This window comes from Paenibacillus sp. J31R122 (genome assembly GCF_056269185.1).
The window spans coordinates 206,347-227,648 of record NZ_JBWDNM010000005.1 but is presented as its reverse complement, the minus strand read 5'-3'; the positions used below and the strand labels follow the sequence as shown (position 1 = coordinate 227,648).

The 21,302-nt window shown below is 41.6% G+C and carries 15 protein-coding genes; 3 read left to right on the top strand and 12 right to left on the bottom strand.

The features are described from left to right. Positions 1-17: 17 nt before the first annotated feature. The 9 genes from AC0YN7_RS10740 to AC0YN7_RS10700 all read right to left on the bottom strand — a co-directional run bounded on the left by AC0YN7_RS10740 (position 18) and on the right by AC0YN7_RS10700 (position 15,011). Complete coding sequence (locus AC0YN7_RS10740; protein WP_475809979.1) at positions 18-1,280, bottom strand: ABC transporter substrate-binding protein; 1,263 nt, start codon at positions 1,278-1,280, stop codon at positions 18-20. A gap of 109 nt (positions 1,281-1,389) precedes the next feature. Further along, positions 1,390-3,036 carry a response regulator gene (locus tag AC0YN7_RS10735; RefSeq protein ID WP_475809978.1) on the bottom strand — a complete coding sequence of 549 codons (1,647 nt, stop codon included), beginning with the start codon at positions 3,034-3,036 and terminating at the stop codon, positions 1,390-1,392. A gap of 13 nt (positions 3,037-3,049) precedes the next feature. Continuing rightward, entirely contained in the window at positions 3,050-4,804 is a 1,755-nt protein-coding gene (locus AC0YN7_RS10730; protein ID WP_475809977.1) for a sensor histidine kinase, read from the bottom strand. A gap of 95 nt (positions 4,805-4,899) precedes the next feature. Next, positions 4,900-5,577: a beta-phosphoglucomutase gene (gene pgmB, locus AC0YN7_RS10725; RefSeq protein ID WP_475809976.1), complete on the bottom strand. Its 678-nt coding sequence runs from the start codon at positions 5,575-5,577 to the stop codon at positions 4,900-4,902. Further along, complete coding sequence (locus AC0YN7_RS10720) at positions 5,561-7,933, bottom strand: glycoside hydrolase family 65 protein (protein WP_475809975.1); 2,373 nt, start codon at positions 7,931-7,933, stop codon at positions 5,561-5,563. Before AC0YN7_RS10720 ends, pgmB begins: the two co-directional genes overlap by 17 nt. A gap of 32 nt (positions 7,934-7,965) precedes the next feature. Next, positions 7,966-8,781, bottom strand: a complete 816-nt coding sequence (locus AC0YN7_RS10715) for a carbohydrate ABC transporter permease (protein ID WP_475809974.1) — start codon at positions 8,779-8,781, stop codon at positions 7,966-7,968. After that, positions 8,782-9,723 (bottom strand): carbohydrate ABC transporter permease, encoded by a 942-nt coding sequence (locus AC0YN7_RS10710; protein WP_475809973.1) that lies wholly within the window; start codon positions 9,721-9,723, stop codon positions 8,782-8,784. It lies immediately after the preceding gene. Between the two features lie 276 nt (positions 9,724-9,999). Further along, positions 10,000-14,310 carry an S-layer homology domain-containing protein gene (locus AC0YN7_RS10705; protein ID WP_475809972.1) on the bottom strand — a complete coding sequence of 1,437 codons (4,311 nt, stop codon included), beginning with the start codon at positions 14,308-14,310 and terminating at the stop codon, positions 10,000-10,002. A gap of 107 nt (positions 14,311-14,417) precedes the next feature. After that, on the bottom strand, positions 14,418-15,011 hold the full coding sequence (locus tag AC0YN7_RS10700) for a TetR/AcrR family transcriptional regulator (RefSeq protein ID WP_475809971.1): 594 nt from the start codon (positions 15,009-15,011) through the stop codon (positions 14,418-14,420). Positions 15,012-15,170: 159 nt separating this feature from the next. Here AC0YN7_RS10700 and AC0YN7_RS10695 point away from each other — a divergent pair, with 159 nt between their 5' ends. Then, the gene (locus tag AC0YN7_RS10695; protein WP_475809970.1) at positions 15,171-16,058 is read left to right on the top strand and encodes an ABC transporter ATP-binding protein; all 888 of its coding nucleotides are present in this window, start codon (positions 15,171-15,173) and stop codon (positions 16,056-16,058) included. After that, positions 16,055-16,864 carry an ABC transporter permease subunit gene (locus AC0YN7_RS10690; RefSeq protein ID WP_475809969.1) on the top strand — a complete coding sequence of 270 codons (810 nt, stop codon included), beginning with the start codon at positions 16,055-16,057 and terminating at the stop codon, positions 16,862-16,864. Before AC0YN7_RS10695 ends, AC0YN7_RS10690 begins: the two co-directional genes overlap by 4 nt. Positions 16,865-16,966: 102 nt before the next feature. Here AC0YN7_RS10690 and AC0YN7_RS10685 read toward each other — a convergent pair whose 3' ends face one another. From AC0YN7_RS10685 to AC0YN7_RS10675, 3 genes are all read right to left on the bottom strand, one after another. Then, positions 16,967-17,644, bottom strand: coding sequence for a YdeI/OmpD-associated family protein (locus AC0YN7_RS10685; RefSeq protein WP_475809968.1), 678 nt, complete (start codon positions 17,642-17,644; stop codon positions 16,967-16,969). A 93-nt stretch (positions 17,645-17,737) separates the two neighbouring features. Further along, a complete protein-coding gene (locus tag AC0YN7_RS10680) occupies positions 17,738-18,079 on the bottom strand; it encodes a zinc ribbon domain-containing protein YjdM (protein ID WP_475809967.1) in 342 nt (113 codons plus the stop codon). 108 nt (positions 18,080-18,187) lie between these two features. Continuing rightward, positions 18,188-20,032, bottom strand: coding sequence for an LTA synthase family protein (locus AC0YN7_RS10675; protein ID WP_475809966.1), 1,845 nt, complete (start codon positions 20,030-20,032; stop codon positions 18,188-18,190). 234 nt (positions 20,033-20,266) lie between these two features. Between AC0YN7_RS10675 and AC0YN7_RS10670 the strand changes: the two genes are divergently transcribed. Then, positions 20,267-21,301 (top strand): ABC transporter permease, encoded by a 1,035-nt coding sequence (locus AC0YN7_RS10670; RefSeq protein ID WP_475809965.1) that lies wholly within the window; start codon positions 20,267-20,269, stop codon positions 21,299-21,301. Position 21,302 lies beyond the last annotated feature (1 nt).

Sequence of the window (21,302 nt, the reverse complement as noted above, 5' to 3'; positions counted from 1 at the left end):
TGAAATCATAAAATCTTTTACTTTTGTCCATACTTTTCTTGTAGTTCATCAAGCAATTCTTTGACAGGCAGCTTGCCGCCTTTGAAGATAATTTCTTCAACGCCTTTTAATAGATCCGCATGAAATGCTTTTGTCTGTTCTGGATATGCAAAAGGCATACCCGATTTTTCCATATTCGTGAATACCGGCTTCAATTCAGGGTATTTCTCCAAATATTTCGGAAGCAGTGCAGATACAGCAGGTGAATATCCTACCGTTTCAATAGCATCTAATTGCGCTTCATCGCGCAATGCGTAAGCAATTACTTTCATTGCCGCTTCTTTATTTTTACTTCCTTGAAGAATTGATAACCCATGTGAGTATGCGCTTTGTGCGTCTACAGTACCTTTAGGCATAGGCAATGCAACTAATTCCAACTCTGGATTTGCTTCTTTCAAATAACCTACATACCAAGGACCCGCTGTTGACATAGCTCCTTTTTCTTTCGAGAATACTTCGCCGTCCCAAGGTGCGCCGATTTCGATTGGTGCAATGGCAGCCTTAGATTGCAAGAACATATCTACAAAGAACTGAAGTCCTTGAATGTTCTCTGCGGAATTAATCGTCTTGCCAAAATTCCAGCCTCCGCCAAAAGCGTGAACATATTGCGTGATATGGAATGGATCGATGCTGCCTACAATACCTTTAACGCCATCTTTTGTCATCGCTTTCGCTAAAGCTAGCAATTCATCCATTGTCTCAGGATATTTCGTAATACCGGATTTATCGAACATAGCTTTATTGATAGCAAGCATAGAAGTAGAGGAGTCATAAGGAATACCATATAATTTATCGTTATCTGTCCAGCCTTTGTATAACGAAGCTGTAATTCTGCTTTTATCGAATCCAACTGTGGTAATAAGCTCATCTAAAGGCTCAAGAACACCCTTTGCAATATACTCATAGTTGCCTTCATCAGACATTGCGATAATGTCAGGACCTACACCCGCAGCAATTGCTGCCGGTACAGCTTTCCAAAATTCATCACTTGTTGGATATTGCTGCAGCTTAACCTTAACCTCTGGGTATTTCTCTTCAATACCCTTAACCATAAATTCAAAATTTTTCTGCTCAGCAGCGTTAGCCCAATAGGCCATAGTCACTTCAACAGAACCAGCTGGTTTCTCAGTTGTTTTGTTCGTTCCTTCATTTGCAGAATTGTCTGTAGTTTTAGACCCGCAAGCTGCTAACAGACCCACGAGCATGATACTGCATAGTATAAGTGTCATTGCTTTTTTCATCTGTTTATCCCCTTTTGATTCTATTCGCCAACGTTGTTCGACGTACTTTCATCATAAAGAGTTAAGCATCTTCACAAAACAGAAGATCTTTACATGAACCTGAATATTTTTACATGATCTGTAGTCCGTTGATTAAATCCGGGTTTTTGCGAACTTCATTCGGCGGATAGCCAATCCGTTTTTTAAATGCGATATAAAAGTTATCCGTACTTTTAAAACCAACCTTCTCCGCAATTTCATAGGTTTTCAATGTGCTGTTCAACAACATATCCAATGATTTATTCACACGATATTGATTAATATACTGAACCAGTACCATTCCCGTCTGTTCTTTAAACAACCGGCTCAAATAGGAGCTGTTCAACCCCACATAATTAGATAATTCCTCCAAATTTAAGTCCTGATCATAGTGCTTATGAATGTATTCAATGACCCGTCTAATTTTATGATTCATTTTCTGAGAAGCGACATTCAGATTTTTCTTATGCTGAACAAGCTCTGCTTCCTGTACCAAAAGCTCATAAATTTGCTGATGAGTTTCCGCCTCGACCAGCTCTTCAATTGTAGGAAATTCAGACAAAGAATGACCATCTTCATCTTCATATGAACTACTGAACGCATAATGGAGATAGGTTGCGATTCTGAGCATATCATGTCTCGACATTTGCCGATTCTGGCGGAGTTCCTTAAACAACCTTTCGAGTGATGTAGTCATGCCATCCCACTGTTCATTCTCGATTTCCTGCTTGATGTGCTGAAGCTTCTCCATATCCTGCTTCTTCATAACATCTTCCTGTTTGGGTTCAGCATTTTGCTGTTGAAAGAAACTTACACCCGATTCGTGTTCATAGAAATTATTTTCAAGCACCTTCTCGGCCTCTTTCAATGCGATCGGTACATCCTGTAAGTTGATATGAAGAGCACTCACTCCAAAGCTGACATTAATATTCATGAATTTACGCAGTGCATTTTGTACAGCCTTGATCAAATTCCATTGTTCACTGTATATCTCCTGTGCGCTTCGAAGTCTGGAATAGGTTTTAAGGATGACAAACCCGTTTTTATGATGCTGAAAAAACTCCACTTCATCGAACTTCCTCAAAATTTCATTTAAAATGTTCTGAATAGAAAAGTAGAGTAAATACTCCATATCCTCTTTGTATCTCTTCTTCACTTTAGAGAACTGGTCAATCTGCATAGCAAAACAAACGAGATTGGGCTGCATTAGACGAATGTCATACTCTTTTATCTTGTCCTCAATTTCCCACGTATGCCTTATAGCGCCTTCCGCCCACTCCTTAAAAAATAACGCTTTCATATTAGGCTTTACGCGTTCTACGTTTTGTCGCAGACTCTCCATCTCATGGGATTGCTTCCTTTCCCGCATAATGGTCACGCGCGCCCGCTGTAATGTTTCGAACATGATGGTCTCGTTTAAGCTAGGCTTGTGAATATAGTCTAATGCGCCTAAGCGCATTCCTTCCCGCACATATTCAAATTCCTTATAGCTGCTCAGCATGATGACTTTCGGCGGGTGATTCCAATCCTGCAATTTTTCCAATGCTTGCAGACCATCCATAATAGGCATCTTGATATCAAGCAATACAATATCTGGTTTGAGCTCCGCTATTTTGAATAGTGCATCCTCACCGTGATTAGCTTCCCCGATTACTTGAAAACCATAGGACTCCCAATCAAGAGATGTCTTCAAACTCATTCTCATGAAAGACTCGTCATCTACAATAAGGATTTTCATCAAAGCATGCCTCCTAGGATGTCTCTTTTGTACTGATTAATACAGGAATATCAATGAATATCGTTGTACCCTCCCCTGATAACGTATTAATTTGTACACCATATTGAGAGCCAAAGTGAAGCTGAATACGTTCCGCTACATTCCGCACGCCGATAGAATTCATGCCCTCCTGCCCTTTTGTCGTATACAACAGGTGTTCGATCTGTTCTTGACTCATGCCAATACCGTTGTCCTGAATCGTAAATCGAACCCCCTTCTCATAACGCTGGGCGACGACACTTAACCGATAGGTATTTCTTTCATCCGTAAAGCCATGAAATATAGCATTCTCAACAAACGGCTGGATAATAAACTTTAGCGTCTGGTAATGTAGAACCCCTTCTTCCACTTCATACGTTACTTCAAACGTGTTGTAGTATCGAAGCTCTAGCAGTGCCACATAATGCTGAATAAAGGCCATTTCTTCTTCAATGGATACGAATTCCTTCGTATTTCGAGCTGAGAAAGTTAACAAATGAATCAGTGAATCTAATGTTTCTGTGATATTATCAGCCATTTGAGCCTGAGACATCCACCTCACTACAGCTAATGTATTATAGAGGAAATGTGGATTGATTTGAGCTTGTAATGCGTTCAATTCCGCACTGCGCTTCTGATGCTCCTCTTCCTTAATCCTTGCAATCAATTGTTGAATTTCTTTGGTCATCGTATTAAAGGAATAGCTCAGTATTCCAATTTCATCCTGGCTGTTCACATCGATAGGGACATTAAAATCACCCTTTTCGACTCGTCGCATCATTCGACTTAATTGCTTAATCGGGTTTGTAATACCCCGAGATATAAAATACGCAACACAAAAAGCTGCAATAATAATAATTCCCACAATTATCGCGATAAAATTTCGGATCAGGTAGACATCATGAAACATCGCTTGCTTGTGAATGATGGAATAGAATTTCCAACCACTGATTGCGGATGTGTTATGAACGACATAGTAATCCGCATTTTCTGGTCTTACCTTATCTTGAATATTCACACCAATATCACTGCTAACGGTACTGAACAAAATAGTATTATTCTCATCCACAATTATTTGTTCCGCTTCGGGTCCGGAGTTCAATCCCTGATACAATTTCTGAAGCGCAGTATCCCTGAAATTAACGATAAATGTGCCAAGCTTCTCATTGGTTGTTGGATCAACGATAACTTGACCGACCGACATCACAGAGCTATTGCTGCTAAATTGCTTCTCTGGATGAAGCCCAACGACAATCGGCTGACCCTGTTTACTCACAATCTGTTGAAACCAAGGCTCATTAAAGGGCTTATAGTCGTAGTTATAAATAACTTGATAACCTTTACGATATGCCGATTCGTTGTTATTGGCATAAATAACAAGAGAATCAATGTCACTATTAAATAGAAATATTTTACGAAAGAATTCGTCATTTATATATTTGAGATCAACAGATTTCTCATAGATGGGGTAATCAAAGGTTTGATAATCTTTGGACAAAATATCCAAGAGCTCATGATCATAGAACGTGCTTTCCGAGACACGAAGCATGCTCTTCAAGAACGTGTCTGTACTTGTGGCCATCTGGTAATTCAGTTCCTTGAAGGATTTCACAATTCTATCTTCCAGAAAAGAGATAGAATAATAGTAAGAGATGGAACCGATCAAACTAAGAGGAATAATGATTAATAATACGTAAGTAAGGAATAGCTTCTGATTAATGCTTCGATCCTTAAACCTCATTAGCCTCATGCATCCACGCCACCGTTCGATGTACATTATTAAAAAGATTGAAACAGGATATTATCCCGCTTCAATCATAGCATAAACACCTTATATTAAAAGACTTATATCGACAAATTATGATAATAATCGACAATAGCAGAATAACTCATCTCTTCGCCAATCTGGATAATCATATCTGCTGCCTGCATAGAAACAGGGTCCCCAACTCCTACAGCGAACATCCCTGCACTTTTGATCGCCTGAACTCCTGCTTCGGCATCCTCAATTCCAATACAACTCTCCGGCACAACCCCAAGCAAAGAAGCCGCTGTTAAGAAAATTTCCGGATCCGGCTTTCCTTTTCTTAAAGTACCTGGGTCAACAATAACGTCAATATAGTTTTCAATTTGAAGCCGCTCCACAATAAACGGCGCATTGTGGCTTGCGGAAGCTAGCCCAATACGTATATCCGCCTCTTGTAAATCTTGCAATAGCTGCCCGACGCCAGGAAGCAAATCACTCGGTGAAATCTGCTTAATAAGCTGTTTATAGTTCTCATTCTTACGATCAGCAAGCATCATTTTCTCCGATGGTGTATACGCATGAGGGTCCTTGGAGTTCTCCAGAATCAGCTCCAAGGAATCCATACGGCTAACCCCTTTCAGACGTTCATTGTGTGTTCGATCAAAGGGGATTCCGAGTTCCATGGCAAGCTGTCCCCAAGCTTGATAATGATATTCTGCTGAATCAACAATCACACCGTCAAGATCAAAAATAAAAGCTTTAATTGAGCTGCTCATCGGAATTCACCTTCTTAGTTAACGGAATGGTAATAGCGTTCGTATTTCCCAATGTATATTTGTTTCCCTGGATCAATAGGTTGAGAGATGATTGAACATCCGTTATTTTCACAACCTCAATAGCTTCATGCGTGATACGAACCTTCAACAGGTCTCCGTGCCAATATAGAGGATAAGTAAGAGATTCCCATCCCTCCGGAAGCCGCGGATTGATTCGAAGCTGGCCATTGATTGCACGCACGCCTCCAAATCCAAATACAATGCATTTCCATATCCCGCCGATGGAAGCCGTGTGAATACCGTGATCTGATGACTTCATATTTTGCCCAAGATCAATTCGTGCCGCCTGCTCAAATAACTGGTACGCGAGGTCCAATTCTTCTAAATCCGCAGCCAGAATGCTGTGAGTGGTCATACTGAGTGAAGAATCGTGGAGCATCTTCGGCTCGTAATACTTCCAATTGGCCTGCTTCACATCATAGGAGAAGCAATGCTCAAGCAAGTAGAAGAGCACCATCACATCCGCCTGTTTAGATACTTGAATTTCATTTACTTGATCCATATTATAATCTTCTAAGATCAAGCCTACCTCTTGTTGATTGCGATACTTCGTTAAGTCGATGATCTTCTTTTCTAGATAGGTATCATCCTGTGGAATAACTAAATCTATTTCTCGCGGCTGGGGCAAATAGATTTGCTCTACCTTCTGCTTCCACTCTTCATAAGCCTCGTCTAGATGCAATCGAACATTCAATTGTACCCATTTATCCGACCGATCACGTTGTAGTTCCTCATAGCAAGCGATGGCTGTCTGCAAATTCCAATGCGCCATATAGTTCGTAAAGGCATTATTATCGATATGCTCTTTATATTCATCTGGTCCAATGACACCCCGAATTTCGTAACGTTCATGCGACTCATCCCAGGTTAGACGGCTTGCCCAGAAGGTAGCGGTCTCCATAATGATTTCGTAACCTTTCATATCCATGAAGTGCTGATCCCCTGTTGCCAGGTAATACTGCCACACTCCATAAGCCACGTCGCTTGTAATATGCTGCTCAATCAAGCCCGTCCAGATTTTAGTCGGTGTCCCGGTTACAACATCAACTGGTCCCCATTCCGGCGTCACTTCGTCTCCAGTAAGGGCAGATTCCCAAGGATACATCGCACCGCGATATCCGTTTTCCTTCGCTTTACGTCGAGCACCATCCAAGGTGTGATACCGATATTCAACCAGCTTGCGAGCCGTGTCAGGCTCTGAGAATAAGAAGTATGGCTGAATGAAAATCTCTGTATCCCAGAAGGAATGCCCTTTATACCCTTCGCCCGTCAAGCCTTTCGCGGCGATGCCAAATCGGTTATCATGTGCCGGCGCCATCATAACAAGATGATAATGTGCGAATCGGATAGCTAATTGATCAAACTTCTGCTTACTCTCGATTTGTATATCAATGGCTTCCCATTTCTTTGACCACGCCTCTGCGCTATCCTGAAGAAGTCTCTCATAACCTTTCATAGCCTCATGACGCAATTCATCTAAAGAGATCTCGCATAACTTTTCTTCATCCTGTTGTTCATGTTCAAGATCCAATGATGTATGCATATTCGCGATTTTCTCAATGATCAATGTCTGTCCGGCTTCAACTCGGAAGCTGTGCTCTACAGATACCTTTCTCCGCTCAATGGATAGACGTGGCTCTGTGACCACTTCTATATCATCGAGTAAGAATCGATGCTGACAATGGGTTACGACATGAATATTGGACTCCGTTGTTGTCGCTGCGTACTGAATAATTTTTTTATCATGGATGCGCTTATCTCCTTCAGCAAAATGCTGCGCTCCGGAGTTGGTAACTTGTCCGTTAATTCCAGAACGTATAGAAATTTCAGCAGCCTCCGTAAGAGGAGTCAGTTCAACCCTCATGCCAAGCAAATGCTTATTGTGCAAAGATACGAACCTGCGAAAAACCATTTCAAAAGCATTCCCAGCAGCGTTGCACCAAGTTACACGACGGGTTAGCTCGCCGATTCGGAGATTCAATTGACGCGAATACTGCTTCAAACTCCCTTTTTCTAAATGAAACACTTCCCCATTAATCCAAATGCCCAGTTCTGTAACATCTGCAACATTAGGCAATTCTGTAACTTCCGAAGCATCCGATTTATTGAATGTCCCCGCGATAAAACAATTGCGAGTTTCCTTCGGATAAGACTCCTCTGTACAGGACCTGACTCCCATATATCCGTTACCCAAGCTCATAATAGTTTCATACTTAGCCAAATGCTTAACATTGAATGATGTCTCTGCGATAACCCAATTGCTGAGCTCTGCTTCGCCCATATCATATTTCAACACCAAATTAACCTCCTTAACAGTGATTTTATTAATTAGCCCTTCAAGCCTGTCGTAGCAATCCCTTGAACAAGATGTCGCTGGAAAATTAAGAACACAACAATGATTGGCAGCGTGAGCAGTACAACCCCTGTCATCGTCAAATTAGGCCATTCGAAATAACGATTTTTAAGTGTGTTAAGTCCGACCGTCAATACATACCATCGGCTGTCATTTACCAACGTAACGGGCCATACGAACGAGTTCCACGTTCCTGTAAAGCTAAATATAATTTGTGTACCTATTGCACCTTTGGAGAGCGGGAGAATTATTCGGAAGAAGGTGCCAATCTTAGTCAATCCGTCTACTTCGGCAGCCTCTTCCAATTCCTTAGGAATACTCATCATAAATTGACGCATTAGAAAAACAAGAAACCCTTGGAACATAAACGGAATAATTAAGCCCTCATAGCTGTTCAGCCATCCTATCTTCACAATCATGGAGTAGATTGGAATGATGGTAACTTGATAAGGAATCATCATCATGCCGATAATCATAAAAAAGAAAAGTCCGCGACCCGGATATTTTACTCTGGACAGAGAATAAGCTGCCATAGTGTTAATAATGAGATTTCCCATGAGAATACCCAATGTCACAACAACGGAATTAAAATACCAAATCGTCATATCGGAATTCAAAAATATTTCCTTATAGCTCTCAAATGTCAATTCGGACACGCCGACCCAGTGACCGATATCACTCTTACTGAGCAATGATGTGTATACGGCATAACCAAAAGGAATGATGAAAAACAAGGAGCATAGAGACAAAAGCAAATAGCGGATAAATGTTTTTCCTGGATGATTCATCATTTACACCTCCTCTTTTAAAAAGCGTTTTTGGATGACAGTTAGAAGGATAATGATGGCAAAGATGATGAATGCCGCCGCACTGCCATATCCAGCACGATTGAAATTAAACGCTTGGCTATAAAAATATATAACAATGGTACTGGTTGCTCCGGCAGGACTTCCAAGCGAACCATTGCGAGCAAGCGCGTATGGCTGATCGAATAGCTGCATCGCATAAATCAACCCCGAGGTCAATACAAGGAATGTTGTCGGCTTCAACATCGGAATCGTGATATACCTGAGACGCTGCCATGCATTGGCTCCATCTACCATCCCGGATTCATAAATATCATAAGGAATGTTCTGTAATCCACCCAAATATATCACCACATAGAAGCCTACATACGTCCATATGGTAATCAATATCAAGAATGGCAACGCATATTTTGTACTGGCATACCAGGATACGTCCTCCATTCCGAATAAGGTAAAGAATTTCGTTGCAATACCATCCTGCTGCATAAACAAATACATAAATACAGTCGTAACTGCAACGGTCGATGTAATGTATGGAAGGTAGAATAACGTGCGGAACACCGTCTTCATACGGGTAATCTTATTCAGGCCAACTGCAATGAGTAATGCAATAATCGATTGCAGCGGTACAGCAATGGCCGTTAGAATAGCGGAATTTTTCAGTGCTCCCCAGAAATCGTCATCCTTCAACATCTCTGTATAATTTTGCAATCCAATAAAAGTCGCAGCATCCGGATTCAAGAAGCTAATATCCTGAAAGCTATATACGAAAGACCGTATTAAAGGATAGTAAAACCAAATTCCCATAAGAATTAAAATGGGTGCCACGAATAAATATCCTACAAATTTAGATGAAGAAGCTAACCTCATCAAGGTCTGTGATAGCGAACGACTCGCTTTCAAATTTGCTTCTCTGCCATGCTTCATATCTATATCCTCCTTCAAGTTTCACTGCCACATATATTCGTCATTTATATCCGAACAGGTATATACATCATACGAGGCAACAGAACGGACGAAAACAGAAGAAATTTACAAGAGACCGAGGATTTTTACTTGTCTATTTTCAATTGGAAATTAAATGGAATTAAAAGGCGAGGATTGACCAAAATAAAAAGCGGCGGTGCAGGAGTAACCCCTTGCACCACCACTTTTCCGTAATCATGATATTTTTTTGACAAAATGAGCTTTCGTGTAAGTAAACTAAGATTCCATATGCTGTTTCATGGTTAATAGTAAGGTTACAGCTTCAGCTCTTGTTGCCGTTTCATTTGGAGCAAAGCGATTGTTGCCTTTCCCCTTCATTAGACCTGCTTTGGTCGCAGCAGCGACATACGGCTGTGCCCATACCGGTATTCCATTGGCATCCGCAAAGGTTAACGAAGCTTTAGGGTCTACTGGAAGGTTTAAAGCCTTTACTGCTATTACAGCCATTTCTACACGACTCATCTCATGAGAAGGGCGGAAAGTATTATCTGCATAACCGTTAATCATGCCAGCGTTTGCAGCGGCCGATACGGCTGACATCGCCCACTCGGGAATTTTCCCAGCATCCTTAAATGGTATCGGTGCTGTGCTGTCAGCCAATTTCAAAGCTTTGCTCAGCATCACGGCAAATTCTCCACGTTTCACCGATTTGTCAGGGTAGAAATGACCATCCCCATAACCACGAACGATTCCCAGATGAGCCGCCTCTTCAATCACTGATGCTGCCCAATGGTTTTTGATATCCTTCAACTCGGTCGTTGTAGACCCGCCATTGTTTTCTCCGGTGTTTTCTCCTGTATTTCCACCGGTATTACCGTTAGAGCCAGTGCTGCTATCGGACAAGGTTTGTACGGAAACACTAGGGCCGTCCTCACTCCAATTTCCGCCAGCATCGCCTGCTTCTACACGGAAGTTGTAGCTGGTACCCGCACTCAACCCTGTCACATTCATCGTCGTTTCATTACCTGGAATAATTCGGCTTTGATTGCCCCAAGTAACTTTATATTGCAGCACCTCGACATCGTCCGCAGCCGGCGTCCAGTTCAACGACAGGCTGTTTTTCGTAACGTTAGTTGCCGAAGCAATGCCATTGGGCCAGGTCGGCTTTGCGGTATCGTTTTTATCCTTCAACGTAACCGTCACAGACTTCGTCGATGGAGACAGTCTAACTTCTCCTTTTTCTTGGTCCACCACACCAGTAGATGCGGCAGCAATATTATTTTTAAATAATGGAAGGTTAAATAGAATTTCGTTATCTGGTTGATCACCGCTTAAGGTAAGCGTAATTTTGTTGCCTTTGGACTCTGTGCGGAATCCAAATCTTTTGTTATTCGCAATCGGATAGTCACTTACATCGATGACTTGTCCAGCATCAGCCCATTCGCTCGGCACTCCGCGACCGATTATCAATGTTCCGTCAATTTTCTCAGAAATCAAAGAATCAAACAGCACTTTAGAAGCAACGGATTGTCCCCACATATGCGGGCTCGATCCGCCGCCGCCTAACGGACGAGTCCCTTCCCATGGAATCGTATCAGATGGAGCATGAATGCCCTCCCACCAACCGAATGGAGCACTCATCGTTTGATCGATCATGAACTGGTATGCACGAATACCTACATCGCGATGCTTCTCGCCTCTCAGTGCCGCGCTTCCGTAGCCGGCATTATAGGAAGAACTGAACCATCCGTGTGGATACCCGCCAAAGTTGTATTTCGGATAGATATCCTTCAATCGATCAAAGCCGTAATCGTATGTTTCATCGATTTGATCCAGAATGACGCCGTTTTGCTCGCCATTAAATAGATAACCATCCCACTGCCAGCGACCGAACAGGAACATAGAAGCCCAGTTTGCATCACGCGGATCTTGACAGCGGTTCATTGTGTTAGGCTCCACCATTGAGCAAGGAATGTAATTAATGTTGTTGTCCTTCATCGTTTTTTCCAACTGGGTATTCACAGCATTCAACAAGCTGGCATATTGCGTCTCAGCCCATGCCACTTCACTCGTATCACCCAATTGCTCAGCTAGGTATTTGTAAGAGAGCAAACCCATTAGAGCCGACATATCATCAACAACCCAATTTCCCCACGAATCGATCGCGTAAGTCACTTTTATAATGCCATCTGGCCCCATGCGATCAGACTCAATTTTATGCGTATTTATTTTTATCTCTTCAAAATTTTGTCGAATGAAATCTACGTCCCCGGTTTTTGATAAATAAATAGCAAAGGGCCAGCTATACTTCCACTTCGCATCATCGAATTGCAGCTGTGCAGGCAGAATACTTAAGAAATTTTTTGCATTCTCATAGTCGCCCATCGTGAATAGCGCAGCTACAATCCCGATTGTATCGTGGTCATAAACTTTGTCATAACCATTTTCACCGACATTTAATTTATATCCATCTTTAATAATATGTGTGTAAATGTAACCCGCCTTATACGCGTTGATTAATCGCTCATCCGGCAATTGATTAATCTTCACAATCTTGTTCAGCTTACTCTCCCAATAGTCCTTCATATGACTGAAATGCTCATCATAACTGCCTAATTGAAGCAGTTCATCTTCAAGAGGCCAATGATAGCTTTGGCCAAAACGATCAACAGCTGTAACGTAATCATGGTGAACCGTAGTACCTGGCTCCACGACATTGCTATTGTTCGTTAACGGAATTAGACCGGCAGTCGGCGCAGGGTCTAATTGAATCGGCTGCGTTCCTGGATTATGGATAGACACCCGACTATATACAGCTACATACTCCGCTTGCGCATTTCCGTCACGGCTTGCAGCTACCTCGGCGCGTTGAATAGCCAACTTAAACGCATCGATCGAAGCTTGCGGATACTGACCTGGCTGGTCACCTGCGACCGCGCTTCTCAATTGAACCTTCGCTTCAGCAATTCTATCTAGCAGTTCACTTCTTTTACCTTCAGAAAGCGTCACTGCATTCAAATATACATTGCCATTCTTATGGGTTGTTTTATCAATATTCATCTTCACTGTCAGCTTCTGATTATCTGATGCAGCTTGGAATTTGATGGATAGAACCTTACCATTTACGCTTCCTGCTGCCTCCAGCTTCTCGGTGACCAACGGTACGCTATTGTCGGATAAATACACTTCTAATGTACTGCTTGCATTCCATGCACCTGTGTATATACGAAGCTCCTTTGTTTGTTTGCCTGCTGGAGCCGTAATCTCCCAGCCATTTCCTGCGTTCACGTAAACTGCGCCGTTCAGCGAGTCGGACGTGTTTTCCAGTGGTTTGCCATCCGTCCAGCCTACCTCCACTTTATTATCTTTTTGCAGTTTGATCATAGCTGGATCTTTTGGCTCATAGCCAATTTGTTCTTGGACATCCTTCTTGCGATTAACCTCTGTCGCTACTCCTACACCGCTTGCTCCACCTAAGTGCATCCAATCCAATGTGCCCTCCTGGGTCAGATCCAGAACTCGCGGTGGATTTTGAAGTTCTAAATCCATATATGCATCAGCCTTAGGAGGCTGCTCACCCTTCTCGTATAACGAGAGCGTGGCTGCATTCAAAGAAATAGTCCCCCCTGGCTGCGAGGTTGGTTGAATACCCATTTTAACAATAAGCTCTTGGTTATCAGAAGCTGCTTGAAATGTAATCGTATACGCTTTACTTTGGCTTGTTCCAACCGAAGGGATCGATTGCTGTACCAAAGGTGCGCTCTGATCTGATAAATACGCTTCCAAAATACTGTCTGCATTCAGCGATTCCGTATAAATAGTAAGCTCTTTAGCCTGCTTGCCCGCAGGAACCTTCATTTCCCATCCATTCCCTGCTTCAACGAAGGTAGCTCCGTAGGTGGAATCTGTTACGCTTTGAACAGGCTTGCCGTCTATCCAGCTTACTTTGATTTGATTATCTTTCTGTTGAGACATATTAACTGGATTTACAGGTGTAAATTGAATAGAATTGGCAACATCTCTCTTATAGCTCCAATCCGATTCCAAAACACCGCCGATATGAAGCCAGTCCAAGTCGCCCTCAGTTGTAAGATTCAATACGGTTGGTGCAGCTTGTCCATCCACAGTGATGAATGCGCCAGTCTCAGCAGGTGCCGGCACCTTCGCGTCATTAAAATATTGAATGGCTTGACTGACATTAGTCAAGGCAGCAGCTGGATCATTCGCGATAGTGACCTTATCACCAAAATTGGTAATGCTTACTTGTGCTCCTTCACGTTCAAATTCCGTAACAAGAGCCGGAAGATAACCTGAATGGTTTTCCCACTTCAATGTACTCGGATTATTATAAATACCAAAGCCATACTTCTTATCTTTACCGTCTCGCACATAATATGAGCCGTCCATAAACGCGGTTACACCATCGGTATCCCCGTCCCAGCCGATTACACCAGCTTCCCCATATTTCCCCTTTGTAATTACAGCCGCACTTGCGGTTTCTGGTATTACAACAAACGAGAACAATTGAAGTCCTAGTGAAGCAATTAAAAGAAAAGATAGCATTTTTTTACCTTGTTTCTTAAACATGAAGATGTCCCCCTCTTTCTAGAGTCATCGCTTTCGATGCCAGTCCCCATTATAAAAAATGAAATATGTTTCGAACACAGAGGATCTTGATATAAAGACTAGGATTTTTACCTTTTCCCGCAAACACCATAAAAGAACATATGAACGATTCCTTCGAGGAATTTATCCATATCTCCGCTTTTCTGGGCCATTTCCAGTATCGTTTCATACTGATTCATATACAATTGTATAAAGGCCAAGACATTTTCGATGGAAACGTCCTCCGATATCTCGCCGCTGTCTTTCCCTTCTTTAATAATTTGAATGGTCAAAGGGATTGTTTTTTCCTTATATTGCTCCTCTATATAACGGGATAGCTCATGATCCTCAATTAGTAGTTCCTTAATAAGCCCAGGCGGGAATTCATGATAGGATTCTTTCTCCAAAAAGATGATATGCTCGATCTTTTCCTTTAACGAATGCCCTTCATTCATATATTCCTCGAAATCACGGATGGCTTTGTCTACGTAGTTCTTGAACACCTCACGGAACAGCGCCTCCTTGCTTCCGAAATAATTATAAATCGTGACCTGTGAAACTTTAGCTGTCTTGGAAATATCGGCGATTCGAATACTCTTGAGGTCCGAGGTCCGCAGCATATCCAAGGTGCTTTTCATAATTTTCTCTTTAATCCGGTTGGCCCTTTTCTCAAAGCCATTCATGACTAATCACCCTAACTCCGTAGACTATTATATAAATTATGAAATTATAACATAAATATATTTCATAAAATGATTGACGATACCGAAGGTCAGGTATAGTATAACATATGAAATATGTTAGCAATAATATTTCATTTCTTTATTCCTGGAGGTGCCAGTATGTTAACGGTTCAACATTTGACGAAGACATTTTCAAATGGAAGAGGAATTTTCGATGTGTCATTTTCGGTGAAGAAAGGTGAAGTTTTCGGCTTTCTAGGACCGAACGGTGCGGGCAAATCTACGACGATCCGGCATATTATGGGGTTTATGAAGCCGGATAAAGGATATGCTCAGGTGAATGGACTGGATACGTGGAAGGAACAGGGGAATTTTCAAACCTATGTCGGGTACCTGCCAGGAGAAATATCTTTTTTCGAAGGAATGACGGGTAAGACGTTTTTGGATTTCATTGCTCATATGCAAGGGATAAAAGACTTTTCCAAGCGCGCGCGCTTAATCGACCGTCTGCAGTTCGACGTTCATACCCCCATCCGGAAAATGTCCAAAGGCATGAAGCAAAAGGTTGGAATCGTAGCCGCATTTATGCATGATCCCGATGTAATCATACTGGATGAACCGACATCTGGTCTCGACCCTCTTATGCAAAAGGTGTTTATTGATATTGTATTGGAGGAGAAGGCGCAGGGAAAAACGTTTCTGATGTCGTCACACAGCTTTTCAGAAATTGAAAGAACCTGTGACCGTGCAGCGATTATCAAGGAAGGCGTCATCGTTGCCGTTAAGGACATCCATGAGCTGCAGTCCATGCAGCGGAAGCTGTTCGAAGTCACCTTCGCGAACCAAGCTGATGCACAATCATTCCTGAATTCCGGTTTACTAATTGAATCGCATGAGGGTAATCGGGTCAAAGTTGCCGTCCAAGGCAATTACGATAAATTTACGGAGGAAACAGCAAAGTACACGGTGCGCAATATCGATATATTCACCCAAAACCTAGAGGATGTTTTCATGAATTACTATGATCGGAAGGAGACGATGAAATGAATGTCACCTTATTTAAACAAATGATGAAAGTGAACATAAAAAGCTTCATGAACTATGCCTTCGGATCTGCATTTTATATCATTCTCATGTTTTGGTTATATCCCAGTCTCGCCAAAAACACAAAGGCTATCGATGAGCTGGTTCAATCGATGCCGGAAGGTGTTGGGAAAGCTTTCGGTCTTAACGGATTCGGCAGTGTCGAAGCATTTATCTCGGGAGAATACTACGGATTAATCTTAGTCCTTATCCTTTCAATCTTATGCGTTCAGGTATCGACTCAACTAATGGCCAAATTGGTTGATCAAGGGTCCATGGCCTATTTATTGTCCACCCCAACGACAAGAGGGAAAGTCGCTTTCACGCAAGCTGCCGTTTTAACGACCGGACTACTCCTTATTATGGCCATCACGACCATCGCCGGGCTTGTCGGAAATGCATGGTTTCTAGGAAATGAATTTGAATTTGATACCCTTACATTCATACAGTTGAATGCTGCGGCATTTTTGCTCTTCTTTGCTGTCAGCGGCATCTCCTTCTTGGTTTCCACTCTTTCCAATGACGAGAAGAAGGCACTTAGCATTTCCGGATTGATTACGTTTGGGTTCTTCAGTTTAGACCTGTTGGGTAAATTCAGCGAAAAGATCGATTGGATGCGAAATATCTCCATCTTCTCCTTGTATACGCCCGCTGAAATTGTAAACGGAACCGCGAATATGGCTGTAACCTCCCTCATTCTATCCGTTATAGGATTGGTTACATTCGGTCTAGCCATTGTTTTATTCCGCAAACGAGACCTGCCATTATAGCATCCGTGCATTCCGTGAAAAAGCACAAACTCCAAGTCAATGAGCGGCTTGGAGTTAATTCTCTACCGTCATTCTACCCATGAACGGTGCTGTTTTTCCTATCTATTCAGATGGTTGATCTTTGCGGTATAGATCACGACTCTTATAACCCGCCTGAAGAATCATCTTCATTTCCTCTCGCCGTTTCACTTTTGTTTCCTCTTGTTTAGCGCTATAGACATAACGTGCCCAATCTTTGCGATAACCGGGAGTAAGCGCTTGGTATAAGGCAAGGAGCTCTGGAGTATCCTCCAAATCCTGTTCTACACTTGGGATCAAGGAAATATAATCGTCTACCTGTTGGCTTGGTTTTGAAGAAGTCTGACCTTTGCTCCCTGCATCCTCTTTAAACCCGACAACTGTAAACACATCATCCAGTCCTACCATACGCGCAAACTTAACCGTGCTTGTCCCGATATACCCCTCCTCATCACTGCCTAGACCTGCAAACAGGTCATCACGATGAATAAATGTCGGATAGACTTTGTTCCCCTTTTTAGGATACGCTGCAAAGAGATAACCATTTTTATGAAGATGCTGATGCTCAATCACACGATCAACCAATTCCTTTAATGACTCCATATCTAACACAAATGCAAATATAAGATCATACGCACCAGCCTTGAGCGTAGTATCATAACCTGTCAACTCTGCAAAATATTCCGTTCCCTCTGGCTCATTCAATATTGCTGCTTGATTGTATTTATGTAAATTCAGCTTTTCCACAATCGATTTAGCCACTATGCATCATCCCTTAAATGTATTTAGATACGAAAAAACCCTCCATTTCAGAGGGCTTTCGATATATACTCAACTTACTTTATTAAACCGTATTTATATCTTTTTAACAAATTCGGACTTTAATTTCATAGCTCCGAAACCATCAATTTTGCAATCAATATCATGGTCTCCATCAATTAAACGTATGTTTTTTACTTTTGTACCTATTTTTATAACGGATGAAGTTCCTTTTACTTTAAGATCCTTGATTACCGTTATAGAATCACCATCGTTTAAAACATTTCCGTTTGAATCTTTAATAATCCGTATATCTTCACTATTTTCGGTTTCTGAATCTAAAGTCCACTCATGACCACATTCTGGGCAAACTAAAAGACTCCCGTTTTCGTACGTGTATTGTGAATTACATGTCGGGCAATTTGGCAAATTAGACATCGTTTCATGTTCTCCATTCGTATATACTCATATTCCTCGAAGCTCCTCTACAAGTATATTGGAAACGGAGCAACGATACCACTAAATATGACAATTAGAGTTCCCATCTTATTTATCCGGCAGTTGTTCGACATAGTTGTCTGATAAATTTAACAGCTTCAATGCATGGTTGTATTCCTTCTCAGTCGATCCATCCGTATTCGTGCTATTATCAGTCAACTTATAATTCGTTCCATCCTCATAAGCGATGCCTGGCAAATACATGTTGGTGTCATTTATAAAAGAACCGGTAGGAAGAAAATGCCGCATCGGTAAAACATTCGTATTCTGGTTAAGCAAATCTTCACCAAAATGGATTTGATCTTTAAGCGATATGCCCATCAAATTCGCCACTGTTGGCAGGATGTCGACTTGACCGCCAACCTTATCTATCACTGTAGGATAAGACACTCCTGGTGCAGACATAATAAAAGGAATGTTGAACATATCGGTATACCCATACTCTCTGCCTAGAAGCTCCTGCATCAAGACTTTCTCATCCGCACTAAGCGAATAAAGAGGCAATCCCTGATGGTCGCCGTAGAACAGGATGACGCTATCGTCCCATATTCCCCGCTTCTTCAGATCATCAATAAAGAGCCCTACAGCATAATCTGTATAATTTTGTGCAAGTATATAGTCACCAACCAAAGTATTGTCATATCGCTCAGGCAGCTTCATATGGTACTTGGATTCTGGCATTTTATAAGGGTGATGAGAGCTCATGGAAAGAACTTGAGCATAAAACGGCTTGCTATCCTGATTCATCTGTTCCAGCTTATCCGCTGTCTTCGCATAAAGCACTTCATCAGAAGCACCAAAAGCGATATGATCATCGTCCCCAAAGAAGCTTTGATCGTAATAATGATCAAACCCGATTGCTTTGTACAGCTCCTTACGATTCCAGAACTCTACGGAATTCGTATGAAAAGTAGCTGTCGTATAGCCATTCGCCGCAAGCAGCTTAGGCAAACTTGGGAGAGCTTTATTCACATAATTTTTGATGGCAGGTTCATGCTGCGGTACGTAAAGCGACGTATTTACAACAAACTCAGCATCAGAAGTCGTCCCTTGACCAACCATTGTGTAAAAATTGTTGAAATAGAAATTTTCCTTCACCAGCTTATTAAGGTTCGGAGTAACCTCCTGCCCCTCAATATTTAGTCCCAACAAGAAGTTCTGAAACGATTCAAGCTGAATGATAATCACATTTTTGCCTTTTTCCGCATCCCAATAAGCCGACACAGGAGGATTTTCGATTCCTTTAAGCTGGTTTATAGCTTCTTGAGTGATTTCGCTGCGATCAACGAATTCCTTCTTCTGAGTCGTATCATTGAAGATCGTATAGATCTCGTAGCTTAGAATACCCATCCCTTCAGCTTTCTTATTTTCGTTCATGCTGGCATGGTTAGGCCATATATTGAAAGCACATAGAGCAATTGAAAGAGCAAACGAAGCAACGAGAACTCTTCTATCTATTTTTTTCATGCCTAGCTTCTTGAACTTAATGACCGATTTGGGCCTGAACATAAACACCCCGAAGACGATAATATCAATAAAAATTAACAAATAATAGGGATCGAGCAGCGAATACGTACTCTCCCCAACCTTAGTTACTTTATCAGCCTGACTCAGCGCATGATAGGTTGCGATAATTCCGTAGTATTTGTAATACATTAGAACTGCAAAATAGATGACCGTCACTAGCAAATTGACGAACATATAGTAGAGAACTTTGCGTTTGGACGCAAACCATTCGATGAAGCAGAATACAATCCATAAAATAGGAATTTCCGTTAACCATGTTGTTAGGGATGGACCATCATCGAAGATAACAAACCAGGCTAGTGAACCTTTCAGAATGAGGATGAGTGTAAATATAACAAATGGTCTGTTGCGGAGCCATACAAGCATTTTATAAACCTTCTTTCTTAAATACATAAGTGCCTAAGACTAGGACATACTCTATTTGTTTCCAATCATCTTAGTAGTAAAGCAATATTGGAACTAGAAGAATTATGAGTGATTTGCAGGCTGTTGTCAAAACCATCTTTTGCATATACCCCGGAACTTGTAACTATCTATTCACGCTCCGTTCATAGTTCGAGAATATACTCAAGTCTGTAACAAAGAAACGGAGGCGCAGTTATGAATATGGCATGGAAAGAAATCAAGAAGAGTAAAGCGAAATTTATCATATTAGGCTCGATTATTTTTCTGGTTAGTTTTTTAACCTTTATCATTTCGGGTTTGGCGAATGGGCTATCTCAAGATAATGCTGCTCTAATAAAGGATCTACCTGACGGTCAGTTCTATATGAATGCCGATGCGGATGAAAAGTACAATCTTTCAAAAATAGATCCAGCTGTACAAGATAAAATCTTACAAGAACACAAGGATGCAGCGGCACTTTCCATTCAGATGGGGTTTGTTAATGATGCGGAAGACAAACAATTTAGTGTAGCTTTTGTTACTTCAACCGACTCCGAGTTATTTGAGAAGGTTAAACCAGGTGAAATTATATTAGATCGTTCCCTAGAAGAGGATGGCATTCAAGTAGGGGATGTATTAACGAACAATCAGTTTAACGGTGAATTCAAAGTAGCCGGGTTTGTGGATCAAAAGAAATATAGCCATGCGCCTGTCGCATATATTCATATGGATAACTATAAAGAAATTTACCGTGTGAATAACTTGCAATTGGTTTTCGTACCCGGACAAGATCAAGCACAGTCTATCACTGGGCTACAAGCATTTTCAAATAATCAATTTCTCAACACCATCTCGAGTTATAGCGCGGAACAAATGTCCCTTAATATGATTATTTGGTTCTTAGTCGCCATCAGCGGCATGTTGTTCGCGATCTTCTTCTATATGATGAATGTTCAAAAAATCGGACTATACGGCATCTTGAAGGCTATCGGTGTAAAAACAAGTACGTTATTCCGGATGATGTGGTCTCAAATGTTCTTCATTACCATCATTGCACTTGTATTATCCATTTTATTAAGTCAGGGCTTTAATATGATTGCACCGGAAGGCATGCCTTTCAGTCTAACGCTTATGACAACCATTCAATTATCGATTCTATTCTTAGTCATTGGATTTGTCGGCGCAACCCTTTCTGGTCTTCAAATTAAAAAAGTTGAGCCGCTGCAAGCCATTCAACAAGGAGATAACTAAT

Bases quoted from the DNA above. Each gene is read 5' to 3' on its own strand.
- AC0YN7_RS10740 (WP_475809979.1), bottom strand. From the start codon at position 1,280: ATGAAAAAAGCAATGACACTTATACTATGCAGTATCATGCTCGTGGGT.
- AC0YN7_RS10735 (WP_475809978.1), bottom strand. From the start codon at position 3,036: ATGAAAATCCTTATTGTAGATGACGAGTCTTTCATGAGAATGAGTTTG.
- AC0YN7_RS10730 (WP_475809977.1), bottom strand. From the start codon at position 4,804: ATGAGGCTAATGAGGTTTAAGGATCGAAGCATTAATCAGAAGCTATTC.
- pgmB (WP_475809976.1), bottom strand. From the start codon at position 5,577: ATGAGCAGCTCAATTAAAGCTTTTATTTTTGATCTTGACGGTGTGATT.
- AC0YN7_RS10715 (WP_475809974.1), bottom strand. From the start codon at position 8,781: ATGATGAATCATCCAGGAAAAACATTTATCCGCTATTTGCTTTTGTCT.
- AC0YN7_RS10710 (WP_475809973.1), bottom strand. From the start codon at position 9,723: ATGAAGCATGGCAGAGAAGCAAATTTGAAAGCGAGTCGTTCGCTATCA.
- AC0YN7_RS10705 (WP_475809972.1), bottom strand. From the start codon at position 14,310: ATGTTTAAGAAACAAGGTAAAAAAATGCTATCTTTTCTTTTAATTGCT.
- AC0YN7_RS10700 (WP_475809971.1), bottom strand. From the start codon at position 15,011: ATGAATGGCTTTGAGAAAAGGGCCAACCGGATTAAAGAGAAAATTATG.
- AC0YN7_RS10695 (WP_475809970.1), top strand. From the start codon at position 15,171: ATGTTAACGGTTCAACATTTGACGAAGACATTTTCAAATGGAAGAGGA.
- AC0YN7_RS10690 (WP_475809969.1), top strand. From the start codon at position 16,055: ATGAATGTCACCTTATTTAAACAAATGATGAAAGTGAACATAAAAAGC.
- AC0YN7_RS10680 (WP_475809967.1), bottom strand. From the start codon at position 18,079: ATGTCTAATTTGCCAAATTGCCCGACATGTAATTCACAATACACGTAC.
- AC0YN7_RS10675 (WP_475809966.1), bottom strand. From the start codon at position 20,032: ATGCTTGTATGGCTCCGCAACAGACCATTTGTTATATTTACACTCATC.
- AC0YN7_RS10670 (WP_475809965.1), top strand. From the start codon at position 20,267: ATGAATATGGCATGGAAAGAAATCAAGAAGAGTAAAGCGAAATTTATC.